15 protein-coding genes are annotated in these 14,649 nt (G+C 69.9%); 7 read left to right on the forward strand and 8 right to left on the reverse strand.

Annotated elements, in window-relative coordinates:
• Positions 1–124: 124 nt before the first annotated feature.
• Complete coding sequence (locus NTM_RS04110) at positions 125–736, forward strand: peptidase M50 (protein WP_163765537.1); 612 nt, start codon at positions 125–127, stop codon at positions 734–736.
• Here NTM_RS04110 and NTM_RS04115 read toward each other — a convergent pair.
• Entirely contained in the window at positions 678–2,039 is a 1,362-nt protein-coding gene (locus tag NTM_RS04115; protein WP_163765538.1) for a cytochrome P450, read from the reverse strand. The genes NTM_RS04110 and NTM_RS04115 overlap by 59 nt on opposite strands.
• Before the next feature lie 32 nt (positions 2,040–2,071).
• Here NTM_RS04115 and NTM_RS04120 point away from each other — a divergent pair, with 32 nt between their 5' ends.
• A complete protein-coding gene (locus NTM_RS04120; RefSeq protein WP_163765539.1) occupies positions 2,072–2,851 on the forward strand; it encodes a site-2 protease family protein in 780 nt (259 codons plus the stop codon).
• 42 nt (positions 2,852–2,893) lie between these two features.
• On the forward strand, positions 2,894–3,790 hold the full coding sequence (locus NTM_RS04125) for a cation diffusion facilitator family transporter (RefSeq protein ID WP_163765540.1): 897 nt from the start codon (positions 2,894–2,896) through the stop codon (positions 3,788–3,790).
• A 5-nt stretch (positions 3,791–3,795) separates the two neighbouring features.
• Here the strand turns inward: NTM_RS04125 and NTM_RS04130 are convergent, their stop codons facing one another.
• Positions 3,796–4,212: a DUF3151 domain-containing protein gene (locus tag NTM_RS04130; protein ID WP_083142442.1), complete on the reverse strand. Its 417-nt coding sequence runs from the start codon at positions 4,210–4,212 to the stop codon at positions 3,796–3,798.
• A 62-nt stretch (positions 4,213–4,274) separates the two neighbouring features.
• On the opposite strand from NTM_RS04130, the gene NTM_RS04135 reads away from it, so the two are divergent.
• A complete protein-coding gene (locus NTM_RS04135) occupies positions 4,275–5,084 on the forward strand; it encodes an Rv0361 family membrane protein (protein ID WP_163765541.1) in 810 nt (269 codons plus the stop codon).
• A 27-nt stretch (positions 5,085–5,111) separates the two neighbouring features.
• Here NTM_RS04135 and fbaA read toward each other — a convergent pair whose 3' ends face one another.
• Positions 5,112–6,149: a class II fructose-bisphosphate aldolase gene (fbaA, locus tag NTM_RS04140; protein ID WP_163765542.1), complete on the reverse strand. Its 1,038-nt coding sequence runs from the start codon at positions 6,147–6,149 to the stop codon at positions 5,112–5,114.
• Positions 6,150–6,200: 51 nt separating this feature from the next.
• The gene (locus NTM_RS04145; RefSeq protein ID WP_163765543.1) at positions 6,201–7,226 is read right to left on the reverse strand and encodes an alcohol dehydrogenase catalytic domain-containing protein; all 1,026 of its coding nucleotides are present in this window, start codon (positions 7,224–7,226) and stop codon (positions 6,201–6,203) included.
• Between the two features lie 67 nt (positions 7,227–7,293).
• Between NTM_RS04145 and NTM_RS04150 the strand changes: the two genes are divergently transcribed.
• Positions 7,294–7,980, forward strand: a complete 687-nt coding sequence (locus NTM_RS04150) for a DedA family protein (RefSeq protein WP_104862160.1) — start codon at positions 7,294–7,296, stop codon at positions 7,978–7,980.
• On the opposite strand, the gene nhaA is transcribed toward NTM_RS04150, so the two are convergent.
• Positions 7,977–9,839, reverse strand: a complete 1,863-nt coding sequence (nhaA, locus tag NTM_RS04155; RefSeq protein ID WP_435405025.1) for a Na+/H+ antiporter NhaA — start codon at positions 9,837–9,839, stop codon at positions 7,977–7,979. The genes NTM_RS04150 and nhaA overlap by 4 nt on opposite strands.
• Entirely contained in the window at positions 9,832–10,956 is a 1,125-nt protein-coding gene (locus tag NTM_RS04160) for a glycoside hydrolase family 76 protein (protein ID WP_163765544.1), read from the reverse strand. The genes nhaA and NTM_RS04160 overlap by 8 nt, the downstream gene beginning before the upstream one ends.
• 73 nt (positions 10,957–11,029) lie before the next feature.
• Between NTM_RS04160 and NTM_RS04165 the strand changes: the two genes are divergently transcribed.
• Entirely contained in the window at positions 11,030–11,569 is a 540-nt protein-coding gene (locus NTM_RS04165; RefSeq protein WP_104861713.1) for a TetR/AcrR family transcriptional regulator, read from the forward strand.
• Between the two features lie 22 nt (positions 11,570–11,591).
• Positions 11,592–13,211 (forward strand): MFS transporter, encoded by a 1,620-nt coding sequence (locus NTM_RS04170; protein ID WP_163765545.1) that lies wholly within the window; start codon positions 11,592–11,594, stop codon positions 13,209–13,211.
• Here NTM_RS04170 and NTM_RS04175 read toward each other — a convergent pair.
• Both NTM_RS04175 and NTM_RS04180 read right to left on the reverse strand, forming a co-directional pair.
• Positions 13,095–13,751, reverse strand: coding sequence for a TrmH family RNA methyltransferase (locus NTM_RS04175; protein WP_104861712.1), 657 nt, complete (start codon positions 13,749–13,751; stop codon positions 13,095–13,097). The two genes, NTM_RS04170 and NTM_RS04175, sit on opposite strands and share 117 nt — an antisense overlap.
• Positions 13,744–14,628 carry a hypothetical protein gene (locus NTM_RS04180; protein ID WP_104861711.1) on the reverse strand — a complete coding sequence of 295 codons (885 nt, stop codon included), beginning with the start codon at positions 14,626–14,628 and terminating at the stop codon, positions 13,744–13,746. The genes NTM_RS04175 and NTM_RS04180 overlap by 8 nt, the downstream gene beginning before the upstream one ends.
• Between the last annotated feature and the right edge of the window lie 21 nt (positions 14,629–14,649).

Consider the following 14,649-nt stretch of genomic DNA (forward strand, 5'->3'; position numbering starts at 1 on the left):
CAGTCCTTCGCGTCTTCCCGCTAGATTCTTACGCTCAAGCTGCGCTTGGATACTGTGTGCAGCCGGTGATCCACCATATCCGATGAACATCGCACCTGATCACCAGTCGTTTGCGAGGAGCAGATTGGACCCGTCGAGCACCGCTGTCGTCCGCTTCGGCACGCACCGCATCCCCAGGTCGCTGCGTGATCTGCCGGTTCTGCCCGGGTCCGGCGCCGACTCCGCTCCCGACCTGACCGGGCACCGCCGGCTGATCGTGCTCGGATCCGCGCACGAGCTGTCCTCGGTGCTCACCGCGCTGATGCGCGCCGACCGGCTCGATGTCGAGGTGGCCCACGTGCGACGGCCCTGGCAGGCGGGCCGGGCCCGCACCGGCACGGCGACCCGGGTGCCGCTGATCCGGGACGAGACCGGCTCGGTCATCACCGGGGCGGCGTACTGGCTGCCGCCCGAGGGGCAGCGCACGCTCCACGGCGAGGGTGTCGTCGACGACGAACGCCTCTTCGACGGCGACGTCACCGGGGTCCGGATCGAACCGACGTCGTCGATGCCGGGACTGCGCGCCACCGTGCTGACCGGGCCGATGCGTCCGAAACGCTGGATCAGTGGGCGCGCGGCGCAACTCGGCACCACCGGCGCGACGGTGGTGCGCGACGGAGTGACCGGCAAGCGCCCCGTCAGACGCTCGACGTTCTATCGGCACACCGAGGGCTGGCTGCGGGTCGGGCGGGGGTGAACCTGACCCTGGTGCCGTTGCGGGGCACCAGGACCGGCGCGGCGCCCAACGGCGGCACCTCCGCGCGGGCGCTGATCGGCTCCAGTTCGCCCGCCCGCAGCACGGTGTGCAAAACGGTGGTCAACTCGCGCATGGCGAAGGCGGCGCCGATGCACCGTTTGACGCCGCCGCCGAACGGGACCCACGCGTACGGATGCGGCCGGCGCCCCAGAAAGCGCTCCGGCCGGAACTCGTCGGGCTGCGGATACGTGTCGGGGTCCCGGTTGATGACGTCGAGCAGCAGCACGATGCGGGTGTCGGGCTCCAGCGTGTACTCGCCCAGCCGGTAGGGCCCCGTGGTCATCCGTCCGGTGATCGGCGCGGCGGGCCGCAGCCGCAGAGTCTCGGCGATGACGGCCTCCGTGTAGTCGGTGTCGCCCGAGACCGCTTCGGCGCGCACCCGGGCCAGGGCCGGCGGATGGTGCAGCAGCAGGTCGATCAGCCACGACAGCGTGGTCGCGGTGGTCTCGTGCCCGGCCAGCATCAGGGTGATGAGATCATCGCGGATCTCGTTGTCCGACAGTGCTTCCCCGTCATCGGTGCGGGCGCCGGCGAGCAGGCTGAGAATGCTGGCACGCTCGGCGGGCAACGGATGGGACCGTCGTTCGGCGATCAGCGGCAGCACCAGTTCGTCGATCCTGCGGTTGGCGTCGGAAAGCCTGCCCCAGCGGCGCAACGCGCCGAGCTGCCGCAGCGCGTAGCGCGCCGGCGTCTCCACCGACAGCGCCAGGTCGAGGAGTTCGTGGAACGGCTTGCCCAACCGGGTCACCGACTCGGGGTCATGCACCCCGAAGACCACCTGCACGATGATGTCCAAGGTGAGTTCCCGCGCCGCGTCGAGCATCCGCATCGGCCGCCCGACCGGCCAGGTGGCCATCGCCGACCGGGTCGACGACTCGATGACGGGTACGTAGCTGTCGAGCATCTCCCCGTGCAGCGGCGGGGTCAGCAACCGTCTCCTGCGCAGGTGCTCGGGCTCCTCCAGGACGAACATCGACCGCGGACCGTAGATCGCCGCCGCCGGCCCGACTCCCTCGCCGCCCAACAGCACGTCGGGATCCTCGGTGAACACCTGCTTGGCCAGGTCGGCGTCGGCGACGGCGACCACTTTCCCGAAGCCCAGCACCGGCAACGCCACCACCGGCCCGTACCGCTGCAGCATCTGATGCACGAGGGCCTGTCCTCCGATTCCGAAGGCGGCGGCGTACACACCCCCGAAGGCCGGTGCGAGCAGTGGCGGTGCGGGCAGGCTCGGTGGTCGCACAGGTGCACCCTCTCACGGGTAGCTTTCGTGGCGTGAGTGTTCGGCCATTGCACCAGTCGGTACGGCCCAGCCCGATCTTCCTGGCGCTGATCGCGGTCACCGCCGCCGGCGGCGCGCTGGCGTGGGCAGCCGCCGACGAGGTCCGCCCGCTGTCCTATGCCGCGGTGTTCGTGTTCGTCATCTTCGGCTGGCTGGTCACGCTGTGCCTGCACGAGTTCGGCCACGCGTACTCGGCCTACCGGTTCGGCGACCGGGACGTCGCCGCACGCGGCTACCTGACCCTGAACCCGTTCAAGTACACCCACCCGCTGCTGTCACTGGGCCTGCCGGTGCTGTTCATCGCGCTGGGCGGGATCGGCCTGCCGGGCGGGGCGGTGTACCTGCGGACCGGATACCTGACCGACCGGCAGAAGACACTGGTCAGCCTCGCCGGGCCGGCGGTCAACCTCGCGTTCGCGGTGCTGCTGCTCGCCCTGGCCCGGGCGTTCTACGACCCGGCACACGGCGTGTTCTGGGCGGGGGTCGCGTTCCTCGGGTTCCTGCAGGTCACCGCATTCCTGCTGAACATGCTGCCGATCCCCGGCCTGGACGGCTACGGCGCGTTGGAGCCGCACCTGAGCCCGGCGAATCAGCGCGCGCTCGCGCCCGCCAAGCAGTGGGGCTTCGTCATCCTGCTGGTCCTGCTGATCGCGCCGCCGCTGAACCAGTGGTTCTTCGGCGCGGTGTACTGGCTGTTCGAGCTGTCCGGCGTGGACGTGTACCTGTCGCGGGTCGGCGGCCAGCTGACCCGGTTCTGGTCGGCCTGGCTGTAGCCCCCTTGCGACATATGCGTCATTGCGCATATATTCTGGCCCATGGGCGCCGGACACGATCACAGCCACGGCGGCGACACCAAGGTCTCCCGCATGGTGATCGCCGCGGCGATCCTGACGGTGTTCTTCGTCGTCGAACTCGTCACCGCGCTGGCCATCGACTCGATCGCGCTGCTGGCCGACGCCGGTCACATGCTCACCGACCTGGTCGCGATGTTCATGGGGCTGACCGCGGTGCTGCTGGCCAGGCGCGGAAGCACGTCGCCGTCTCGCACCTACGGCTGGCACCGCGCCGAGGTGTTCACCGCGGTCGCGAACGCGGCGCTGCTGCTCGGTGTCGCGGCGTTCATCCTCTACGAGGCCGTCGAGCGTCTCGGCGACGCGCCGGACATCCCGGGCGTGCCGATGATCGTGGTCGCCGTCGCGGGGCTGACCGCGAACTTCGCGGTCGTGCTGCTGCTGCGGTCGCACTCGCAGGACAGCCTTGCGGTCAAGGGCGCTTACATGGAGGTCATGGCCGACACGGTCGGCAGCATCGGGGTGCTGATCGCCGGCATCGTCACCGTCACCACCAACTGGCCGTACGCCGATGTCGTCGTCGCCGTCCTGGTCGCACTATGGGTGCTGCCGCGCGCGATCGCACTGGCCCGCGCGGCGCTGCGCATCCTGTCGGAGTCCTCCCCCAGCCACATCGACGTCGACGAACTGCGCGCCGCGCTGTGCGCGGTGGACGGGGTAACCGAGGTGCACGACCTGCACGTGTGGACGCTGGTGCCTGGCAAGGACATGGTCACCGCGCATCTGACCAGCGTGCGCGACTCAGCCGCGGTGCTCGACGACGCGCGCGCGGTGCTGACCGCCCGCGGGCTCGGGCACGCGACCGTGCAGGTCGAGCCGCCCGACAGCGCGGCCGACTGTGAGTGCGAGAGCCAGGCCTGAGTTTCTCAGGCCAGCCCGAGTTCGGCGCGGGCGGCCGGGTCGCAGTCGTCGAGCAGATCGAGGCAACGCTGGTATTCGGGGGTCTCGCCGATCGCTTCCGCGGCGCGGGCCAGCGCGGCGACGCACCGCAGGAAACCGTGGTTGGGTTCGTGCGAGATCGGCACCGGGCCGAATCCCTTCCACCCGTTACGGCGCAGCGCATCAAGGCCGCGGTGGTAGCCGGTGCGGGCGTACGCGTAGGCGGTGACGGCCTGATCGTCGGCCAGCGCCTGCTCGGCGAGCACTGCCCACGCGATCGATGCGGCCGGGTGCGCCGCGGCGACGATCGACGGGTTCTCGTTGGCCTCCAACTCGGCCTCGGCGGCAGGATCGCCGGGCAGCAGCACAGGTTCCGGTCCGAGGAGATCACCCATCCGTGTCATGGAACCCATTGTGCCGTGCGGCTACCGCCGACCGGCACCGCGGATCGCTAAGCTTCCGCAATATGTCGAACGCAGAAGGTCCTGACGACTCGGACGACACCACCGCCGAATCATCCGCGGACGCCGAGACCGAGGTTCTGCCCGGCACCGACCCCGAGCACGAACCCGCCACCGAGGTGTTCGCCCCCGCCGAACCCCAGGGCGACGAACCCGACACCGACCAGCCCGGCGAGCGCCGCTTCACCGCGCCGTCTGGTTTCGACGCGGGTTCCACCCAGGTGATCAACCGCCCGAACGACCCTGCGACCGAGGCGTTCACGGTTCGGGATCCCGGCAACGCGCCGACCGAGGCTTTCGCCGCCCAGAAACCGGTTGCGCCGCAGATGATCCCGCCGCGCGGCGACGCCCCCAAACCACCCAAGACCGCGCGCCGCAACTGGGGGTGGGTGATCGCGATCATCGTGGTGATCGCGGCGCTGGCCGCCGTCGCGGTGGTCGGCACCATCCTGCTGACCCGGGGTTCGGCGTCGACGGTGTCCCAGGAGGACGCCGTACGCAGCACGATCCAGAACTACGACGCCGCGATCGAGAAGGGTGATCTCGCGACGCTGCGCAGCATCACCTGCGGCGCCACCGCCGAGGGCTACAACAACATCGACGACAAGAAGTGGGCCGATACGCACCGCCGGGTGGCCCAGGCCGGGCGCTACCCCGTCGTCGCCAGTATCGACCAGGTCGTGGTCAACGGCGACCACGCCGAGGCCAACGTCACCACGTTCATGGCCTACGCCCCGCAGACCCGCTCCACCCGCAGCTTCGACCTGCAGTTCCGCGACGACCAGTGGAAGGTCTGCCAGGCCCCGAACTCCTGACCCCGTCGCCGGGTCCCCCGCCGGGCCTCAGCCCGCGGACACACTCCGGCCCGCGCTGTGCAGGTCGTTGCACGCCTCGACCACCCGCTCGCTCATCGAGGCCTCGGCCTTCTTGAAGTAGCTGCGCGGGTCGTAGACCTTCTTGTTGCCGACCTCGCCGTCGACCTTGAGCACCCCGTCGTAGTTGGCGAACATATGGCCGGCGATGGGCCGGGTGAACGCGTACTGGGTATCGGTGTCGACGTTCATCTTGACCACGCCATAGCGCAGCGAATCCTCGATCTCGGACTTCAACGAGCCTGAGCCGCCGTGGAATACGAAGTCGAACGGCTTGGAGCCCTCGGGCAGGCCGAGCTTGGCCGACGCGACCCGCTGTCCTTCGGCGAGCACCTCGGGCTTGAGTTTGACGTTGCCCGGCTTGTAGACGCCGTGCACGTTGCCGAACGTCGCGGCCAGCAGGTACTTGCCGTGCTCGCCGGTGCCGAGCGCCTCGATGGTCTTCTCGAAGTCCTCGGGCGTGGTGTAGAGCTTGTCGTTGATCTCAGCCTCGACGCCGTCCTCCTCACCGCCGACGACGCCGATCTCGATCTCCAGGATGATCTTGGCCGCGGCGGCCTGCTTGAGCAGCTCCTGGGCGATCGACAGGTTCTCGTCGATCGGCACCGCCGAACCGTCCCACATATGCGACTGGAACAGCGGATTGCCGCCCGCCCGCACCCGCTCCGCCGAGATCGCCAGCAGCGGGCGCACGTAGGTGTCCAGCTTGTCCTTCGGGCAGTGATCGGTGTGCAGCGCGACGGTGATCGGGTATTTCTCGGCGATCACATGCGCGAACTCGGCGAGCGCGACCGCACCGGTGACCATGTCCTTGACACCGAGCCCGGACGCGAATTCCGCTCCGCCGGTGGAGAATTGGATGATCCCGTCAGAGCCGGCGTCGGCGAAACCCTTGATGGCGGCGTTGACGCTCTCCGAGCCGACGCAGTTGATCGCGGGAAACGCGAACGAATGTTCCTTGGCGCGGCCCAACATCTCGGCGTAGACCTCGGGGGTGGCGATGGGCATGGCGTTCCTCTCGACCGGCGTTGGGGAAAGTATGTCAAGTTCCGCGCATGATCACACCGTCAGGACCCGGCGGTATCTGGCGCGGCCCTCATCCATCGCCGCGAACGCCTCGGCGGCCTCGGCCAACGGCTGCTCCTCGATCTGGGCCCGCACCCCCGACAGCAGCGCGAAGTGCAGCGTCTCCTCGACGTCGCGCGCGGTGCCCGACGGATGCCCGACCACCGACAGTCCGTTGTTGATCAGGTCCAGCGGGCTGATCGGCAGGTTCTCGCCGGTGACGCCGACGACCACGAGTTCACCGCTCGGGCCGAGCCCGCCGACGGTCGCCGCCATCGCGGCCGCGTTGTTGGCGGTGGCCAGCACCACCGCGGCCCCGCCCAGCTTCTGCAACTCCGCGGCCACGTCCTGGGCGGTGGAGTCGATGTAGTGGTGGGCGCCCAGCGCGACGGCCTCGTCGGCCTTACCGGTGCCGCGCGCGATCGCGACCGTCTCGAATCCCATCGCCCGCGACCACTGCACCCCGAGGTGTCCGAGCCCGCCGACACCGAGGACGGCGACCAGGTCACCGGCCTTCGCGCGGGTCTGGCGCAGCCCGTTGAACGTCGTCACCCCGGCGCAGCCCATCGGCGCCGCCTCGGCGAACGACAACCCGTCGGGGATCCGCGCCAGCGCGGTCCACGGCACCGTCACCGACTCGGCGTAGCCGCCCGGGTAGTGCCAGCTCGGCACCTGCAGCCGCTCGCACTGCATGAAGAAGCCCCTGCGGCACGGCACGCAGCGGTTGCAGTTGCCGCCGAACCAGCCGACGGCGACGCGGTCGCCGACCGAGAAGTCCTCGACGCCGTCGCCGACCTCGGCCACGGTCCCGGCGATCTCGTGCCCCAGCGTCAGCGGCCATTGCATCCCGGGGAAATGGCCGGCGTGGAACTCCCGATCCGTGCCACACACCCCGCACGCCTTGACCGCGAGACGGACGTGACCGGGCGGTGGCGGCTGGGTTTCGACCTCGACGAGAGTGAGTTCGGCGTCGGCGGCGGCAACGTGGACGGCCACGTGGGTGGGCTTGTCGGTGGGCATGGCCCAGCCTAAGCCGGATACGCCGCCGGTACCCTTGAAAACCGTGGTCGTCGACAATCTCGCGCTGATGCCCGATTTCCTTGACCCGATCAACCTCCTCAGTTACTTCGGCACCTGGGCGTTGATCGGCCTTCTCGTGGTCGTCTTCGTCGAGTCCGGCGTGCTGTTCCCGGTGCTGCCCGGCGACTCACTGCTGTTCGTCGCGGGCATGCTGGCGGCGGGCATCTCGGCGCAGTCGGCGGAGGGCAACACCGCACAGGTCAACTTCCAGCTGTGGCAGCTGCTGCTGTTCATCCCGATCGCGGCGATCCTCGGCGCGCAGGTCGGATATTGGATCGGGCGCAACGTCGGCACCGCCATGTTCAAACCGAACGCGCGGTTCCTCAAACAGCGCTACCTCGACGAGGCGCATCTGTTCTTCGAACAGCGCGGCCCGTTCGCGATCGTGATCGCGCGCTTCGTGCCGATCGTGCGCACGCTGGCGCCGATCACCGCCGGTGCGGCGAAGATGAACTACGCGGTGTTCACCATCTACAACGCCGTCGGCGCCGTCGTCTGGGGTGCCGGCCTGACGCTTCTCGGCTACTGGCTGGGCCGTATCGAGATCATCCAGAAGCTGCTCGAGCCGATCGTGATCGCGATCGTCATCGTGTCCGTGCTGCCGATCGCGTTCGAGTGGTACAAGCGCCGTAAGGCCGCCAAGCAGGCGGGCATCCCCACCCCGCCGATGGAAGCCGGCGAGCAGGCGAGCTAACCGCGCGCCTGCTCCAGCGCGCGGATCAGACTGGCGGCATCCCACGGCCCCCTGTGCCGCTTGCCGTTGACGAACAGCGTCGGCGTCGCGTTCAGATCCATCTCCTCGGCGTCCTCGGCGTCGTCGGTCACCCGGTGCAGCACCTTCTTCGCATGCACCCGCACGTCCTGGTCGAACTGCTCGATGTCGCAGTTGACCGCGACCGCGTAGCGGTAGATGTCCGACCACTCCAGATCGTCCTGATGCTCGAACAACTCGTGCGCCATCTCCCAGAATTTGCCCTGCAGTGCCGCCGCCTCACTGGCCCGGGCGGCGTCGAACGCGCGCGGATGCGCCCGTTCCAACGGGAAGTGCCGCCACACGTAGAGCAGGTCGTCGCCGAAGTGCGCGCGCACCTCGTCGATGGCGCCGGTGACCCGGCTGCAGAACGGGCACTCGAAGTCGCCGTACTCGACGAGCGTCAGCGGCGCGTCGGCGCGGCCGCGGACATGGTCGCGCTCCGGGTCGATCGGCCGCAGCAGCTTCATGCCGACCGGTTCGGGCGGGCTGAGCCGGTCGGTGAGCCGGAAGATCGCCCAGCCCAGCGCGAACGCGATCACCGAAGCGGCGAGCACGCCGATACGGGCCTGGTCCTGCCGGCCCGGGTCGTCGATCGCGATGTCGACGATGAACAACGAGATCGTGAAGCCGATCCCCGACAGCGCCGCGCCGCCGGCGATCCGGCGCAGTGTCAGCCCCGGTGCCAACTGGCCGAGACCGGTGCGGCGGATCAGCCAGGTCGCGCCGGTGATGCCGAAGAACTTGCCCAGCACCAGACCGGCGACGATGCCCCAGGTCAGCGGTGAGCGCAGCGCCGTGGACAGCGACTGCGCGTCCAGCAGCACGCCGGCGTTGACCAACGCGAACAGCGGCAGGATCACGAACGACACGGTCGGGCCGACAGCGGTCTGCAGCCGCTCGTTGATCGAGATGGACTCGCGCAGCGACCGGCTCGCCGCACGCGCGTACTGCGAGTTCGGCGACTGCCGGAACGCGCGGATCTGTTCGACCGCCTTCTCCACGGGGCGACGCTCCGGGGTGAACACCGGGATCAGCAGTGCGACGGCGACCCCGGCCAGCGTCGGGTGGATGCCCGCCAGGTACAGCGCGATCCACAGCGACACCCCCAGACCCGCGTAGGCCGGGCCGTGCGCGGCGGGCAGATACCGCACCAGCGCAAGGGCGGCGATCAGCGCTACCGACACCACCAGCGGGCCGACCTGGATGCTGTCGGAGTAGAACACCGCGATCGCGATCAGCGCGCCGACGTCGTCGACGACCGCGAGGGTGAGCAGGAACAGCCGCACCCGCGCCGGGAACATCGGCTTGATGATCGCCAGCGCGCCGACCAGGAACGCGGTGTCGGTGGAGATCACCACGCCCCACGCGTGCGCGTTCTCACCGGACGGGTTGAACGCGAGGAAGACCACGGCGGGAAGCACCAGCCCGGCGGCGGCCGCGACCACCGGCACGGCGGCCCTGGAGCGGTCGGTCAGCTCACCGACGGTGAACTCGCGGGTCACCTCGAGGCCGACGATGAAGAAGAAGAACGTCATCAACCCGTCGTTGACGATGTGCTTGACCGTCATCTCGAAGTGGTGGGTGCCGATCATCACCCCGACGTGGGTGTCCAGCAGCGCCGAATAGGTATGCGCCCAGGGCGAATTCGCCCACAGGATGGCGATGACGGTGAAGGTCAGCAGCAGCGCTGCCGCGGAGTTGTCGGTGGTCTTGGTGGCCTTGCTGCCCCGGCGCAGCCGTGACGGCAGCAGCGGAAAGCCGCGCTGGGCAGCCGGATCGGCCCGGACCGGGTCAGTCACGCTCACCTGCGGTCACAACGCACGCGGCTTCCATAAGCATCCAACCTGCCAGCTGCACCGAAAGATCCCGCTCGGGGATCGCCGAGGAGTTGACCGCGCCCTCGACGAACTGCGCGTCCGCGGTGCCGGCGGTCGGGATCTCGGCCGCTCGCTCCCAGAAGGCTCCGAACAGCGGCAGCCCGTCGACGCTCTGACGGTTGTCCCACGCCGTCCGGGCCGACGCGAGCACCAGTTCGCGCGCGGTGTCGCGCGCCGCCGCGTCCTCGGCGGCGTCGCCGGGCAGTGCCGTCGCCACCAGCGCCAGGTAGCGGGCGAGGATGCCGTGGAACAGTCCCCCGTCGCCGCCGCCCGCGCCCTTGAGCACCCCGTTCGGCGCCATGTGTTCGGCGACCGCCGCGACGAGCCGGTGCACGCGGGCGGCGTGCCGGGGGTCGCGGGTGCGTGCCGCGAGTTCGGTCTCGGCGCCGAGCACCACTCCCTGGCAGTAGGTGTACTGCGCGCGGACCAGGGAACCGCCCTGGATGCCGTCGAACACCAGGTGGGTGTCGGGGTCGATCAGGGTCTCGTCGATCCAGTCGGCCATCTGCTGGGCACGGCGCAGGGGTTCGCCCAGCGACGAGAGGTGCCGGGCCAGGAAGATCGCGGCGGGGCCATTGGCCGGCGCGTTGAAGAACTGGTCCTGCTTGCGCCACGGGATGCCGCCGCCGTCCTCGGGGACCCATGAGGTCAGGAACTGCTCGGTCAGGGTGGCCAGCGCCCGCGGGCGCCCGACGCCGGTGCAACGTTGTGCGCGCTCCAGCGACAGCGCCAGCCAGGCCATGTCGTCGTAATAGCTGTTGGTCCACCGGCCGACGTTGCGCAGCCGGTGCCCGCGGATCTGGCGGGTGATCCTGGCCAGGCGCGTCGGGTCGGGGTCACGGAGCTGCGCGTCGACGAGGTTGTCCAGCAGGTGGGCCTGCCACCAGTAGTGCCAGGTGCCGAACCGCCGCTGCCGGGTGGTCGCGGGCCAGGCCACCACGCCGAGCTGGGTTCCGGGCAGCCCCCAGAGCCGCCTGAGGTGACGTGTGGTGATGGCGGCTTCGGCGCTTGCGGCGCGGTTGGCCCACATCTGGTCCATGGCGTTGATCCTGCCCTATGGACGGCCCCACAGCCATGAGACAAATATGTCTCATCTGAGATACAGTCGTTTCATGTCGTCCCGGGAAGAGCTGCTGCGCGCTGCCGCCGATTTCCTCGGCCGCCGCCCCAACGCGACGCAGGACGAGATCGCGGCCGCGGTCGGGGTGAGCCGCGCGACCCTGCACCGCCATTTCGCGGGCCGGGTCGCGCTGATGACCGCCCTGGAGGAGCTCGCGATCGCCGAGATGCGCCAGGTGTTGGCCGACGTCCGCCTCGACGACGGGCCCGCGGCCGACGCGCTGCGCAGACTGGTCACCGCGTGCGAGCCGGTCTCGCCGTACCTGGCGCTGCTGTACAGCCAGAGCCAGGACCTCGACTTCGACTCGACGCTGCAGGCGTGGGACGAGATCGACACCGCGATCACCGAGTTGTTCCTGCGCGGCCAGCGCGACGGCGAGTTCCGTCCCGAACTGCCCGCGGCCTGGCTGACCGAGGCCTTCTACAGCCTCGCCGGCGGGACGGCGTGGTGCATCCGCGCCGGCCGGGCCGCCGCCCGTGACTTCGACCGATTGATCATCGACCTACTACTCAACGGAGTGACAACCTCATGAACCGCCTTCACGGAGTGAAGACATGAGCAGAAGGTGGTTCGCCCTCGGCGTGCTGACCCTGGCCGTGCTGATCATCGGCATCGACGGCACGGTGCTCTCGCTGGCCACCCCGTTCATCAGCGCCGATTTGGGCACCACCGCGACCCAACTGCTGTGGATCGGCGACATCTACTCGTTCGTGCTCGCCTCGCTGCTGATCAGCATGGGCAGCCTCGGCGACCGGATCGGCCACAAGCGGCTACTACTCTGCGGTGCAACGGCATTCGCGGCAGCCTCGGCCCTGACCGCGTACGCGGGCACCCCGGAGGCGCTGATCGCGACCCGCGCCCTGCTCGGTGTGGCGGGTGCGACGCTGGCCCCGTCGACCCTCGCGCTGATCCGCGGCCTGTTCCCCGACGAGCGCGAACGCAGTGTCGCGGTCGGGATCTGGGCCGCGGCGTTCTCGGCCGGGGCGGCGCTGGGCCCAGTGGTCGGAGGCGTTCTGCTGGAACACTTCTGGTGGGGATCGGTGTTCCTGATCAACATCCCGGTGATGGTGGTGCTGCTCGCAGGCGGGCTGGTGCTGCTGCCCGAGCACCACACCACCGATCCCGGGCCCTGGGACCTGCCCAGCGTGGCCCTGTCGATGATCGGCATCCTCGGCGTGGTCTACGCGCTCAAGGAGGGCCTCACCGGGTTCTCCCACGGCATCGGCATCGAGGTCCCGGCCGCGGCGGTGCTCGGCGCGATCGCGCTGACGCTGTTCGTGCGCCGCCAGTTGCGACTGCCGCATCCGCTGATCGACGTGCGACTGCTCGCGAATCCGCGCTTCTCCGGGGTGGTCGCGGCGAACCTGCTGGCGGTGCTCGGGCTGTCCGGTCTGGTGTTCTTCCTGTCGCAGTACTTCCAGCTGGTGCACGGGTACGGCCCGCTGAAGGCCGGGCTGGCCGAACTGCCCGCGGCGGTGACCGCGACGGTGTTCGGCGTGCTCGCCGGGGTCGCGGTGCGCTACTTCTCGCACCGCAGCGTGCTCGCCGCGGGACTGGCTCTCGTCGGCGTCGCGATGGCCGCGCTGATGACCTCGCTGATCGTGTTCGCTCCCCTGACTCCGTATGCCCCGCTGGGCATTTCGCTGTTCGTCGTCGGCGTGGGCCTCGGCCTGGCGTTCACCGTCGCCAGCGACATCATCCTGACGACGGTGCCGAAGGAACGCGCGGGCGCGGCCGCGGCGGTCTCCGAGACCGCCTACGAACTCGGCATGGCCCTGGGTATCGCGCTGCTGGGCTCGATCCTGACCGCGGTGTACCGCACGGTCGTGGTCGCACCGGGGATCCCCGCCGCGGCCGCGGAGAAAGCACGCGATTCGCTGCCGAGCGCGATCCAGGTGGCGCACACGCTTCCGGCCGATCAGCAGGGCGCACTGCTCGAGGCCGCGAAAAGCTCGTTCACGCACGGCCTCACGGTGTCCGCCGGCGTGGGCGCCGCGCTGATGCTGACCGCCGCGGTCGCGGTCTGGTGGGTGCTGCGGCCGGCTACGGCCGCCGCCTCACCAGGCGCTGCCGAGGTCGGCGTGCTCGCGGATCCAGGCGTGCATCACGATGCCCGCGGCGACCGAAGCGTTGATGGAGCGGGTGGACCCGAACTGGGCGATCGAAACCGTTAGCGCGGCGCCGTCTTTCGCGTCGTCGGTGATGCCGGGCCCTTCCTGGCCGAAGATCAGCAGGCAGTCGCGGGGCAGGCTGACCTCTTCGAGGCGGGCCGCGCCGGGCACGTTGTCCACGGCGACGGTGCACAACCCGGCGCCCGCGGCGAACTCGAGGAGTTCGGCGGTGCTGTCGTGATGGCGCAGCCGCTGGTAGCGGTCGGTCACCATCGCGCCGCGCCGGTTCCAGCGCCGCCGGCCGACGATGTGCACGGTGTCCACCGCGAACGCGTTGGCCGTGCGCACCACTCCGCCGATGTTCGCGTCGTTTCCGAAGTTCTCGATCGCGACGTGCAACGGGTGCCTGCGGGTGTCGATGTCGGCGATGATCGCCTCCCGCGTCCAGTACCGGTACGCGTCGACGACATTGCGGGTGTCCCCCGCCCGCAACAACTCCCGGTCGTAACGCGGGTCGTCGGGCAGCGGGCCCTGCCACGGACCGACGCCGGTTCCGCCACCCCATTCGGTGGGGCCGGGGAGCTCGTCGGGCGGCTCAGCCATCGGAGGTGGTCCACAGCCCGGCACGGGTGCCCGCCAGCGACACCGTCGCGTAGAGCAGGGCGTGGTTGATCTCGCCCTGCGTGCACAGCGACACGTCGACGCGGACGCCGTCGCGCGACTCGTCGGGCAGCACCAGCACCGAGGAGCCGTACACGTCGCACGCCCGGCTCAGACCCCTGCCCTGCCGCGTCGGGGAGGTGAACACCATCATCGGGCCACCCCGCTGCGCCGAGTCGTCGCGGTACCGCTCTGTCAGGCCGGTGATCTCGAGACCGAGCAGCATGTACCCCTGCCCTTGGAACGCGGCCGGGTCGCCGAGCGCGGCCGGGGCCAGTTGCGCACCGTCGGCACGGAATGCGTCGACGCTGGTGGTCTTCACGGCCAGGCCGGCATCGTCGCCGGTCGCCGGGGGCAGCCCGACCGGGAACGCGGCCGGATAGGCCATGGTGGTCCCGGGCGTGCGCTCGCGCGGCGAGTACGCGTAGATGCCGCGCACCTGCGACTGGTCCCGCAGCGGCCCGATGCACACCGTGCCGGTCATCCGGTCCGGCGTCGGCGCCGAAAGCGGTTTGATGTCAAGGGTTGTCACGTCCTGGCAACCACCGACCCCGTTCGCCTCCAGCGGGTGCGCGAGCGCGCCGTACAGACCGAACCGGATGTCCTCGGGCGCGGCGTGCGGCTCCCCCTCCGCGGCGACGGACGCGTCCACGTCGACGAGGACATGCTCGGCCTCGAAGCGCAGGTTCGTCACCGACATGTTCCAGCCGAGTAGCTGCAGGGCCTCCCCGATCGTCGCGGTCTGGGCGGAGAACACGTCACGGCGGTCGGCGGTGTCACCGGAGCAGGACGTCACGGCGAACACGATCGCCGCCAACATGGCGATTACGCGCACAGGCCC

This window comes from Mycolicibacterium parafortuitum, assembly GCF_010725485.1.
Lineage (GTDB): Bacteria > Actinomycetota > Actinomycetes > Mycobacteriales > Mycobacteriaceae > Mycobacterium.

Bases quoted from the DNA above. Each gene is read 5' to 3' on its own strand.
- NTM_RS04150 (WP_104862160.1), top strand. From the start codon at position 7,294: ATGCCCGATTTCCTTGACCCGATCAACCTCCTCAGTTACTTCGGCACC.
- NTM_RS04125 (WP_163765540.1), top strand. From the start codon at position 2,894: ATGGGCGCCGGACACGATCACAGCCACGGCGGCGACACCAAGGTCTCC.
- NTM_RS04160 (WP_163765544.1), bottom strand. From the start codon at position 10,956: ATGGACCAGATGTGGGCCAACCGCGCCGCAAGCGCCGAAGCCGCCATC.
- NTM_RS04145 (WP_163765543.1), bottom strand. From the start codon at position 7,226: ATGCCCACCGACAAGCCCACCCACGTGGCCGTCCACGTTGCCGCCGCC.
- NTM_RS04130 (WP_083142442.1), bottom strand. From the start codon at position 4,212: ATGACACGGATGGGTGATCTCCTCGGACCGGAACCTGTGCTGCTGCCC.
- NTM_RS04180 (WP_104861711.1), bottom strand. From the start codon at position 14,628: ATGTTGGCGGCGATCGTGTTCGCCGTGACGTCCTGCTCCGGTGACACC.
- NTM_RS04135 (WP_163765541.1), top strand. From the start codon at position 4,275: ATGTCGAACGCAGAAGGTCCTGACGACTCGGACGACACCACCGCCGAA.
- NTM_RS04170 (WP_163765545.1), top strand. From the start codon at position 11,592: ATGAGCAGAAGGTGGTTCGCCCTCGGCGTGCTGACCCTGGCCGTGCTG.
- fbaA (WP_163765542.1), bottom strand. From the start codon at position 6,149: ATGCCCATCGCCACCCCCGAGGTCTACGCCGAGATGTTGGGCCGCGCC.
- NTM_RS04175 (WP_104861712.1), bottom strand. From the start codon at position 13,751: ATGGCTGAGCCGCCCGACGAGCTCCCCGGCCCCACCGAATGGGGTGGC.
- NTM_RS04165 (WP_104861713.1), top strand. From the start codon at position 11,030: ATGTCGTCCCGGGAAGAGCTGCTGCGCGCTGCCGCCGATTTCCTCGGC.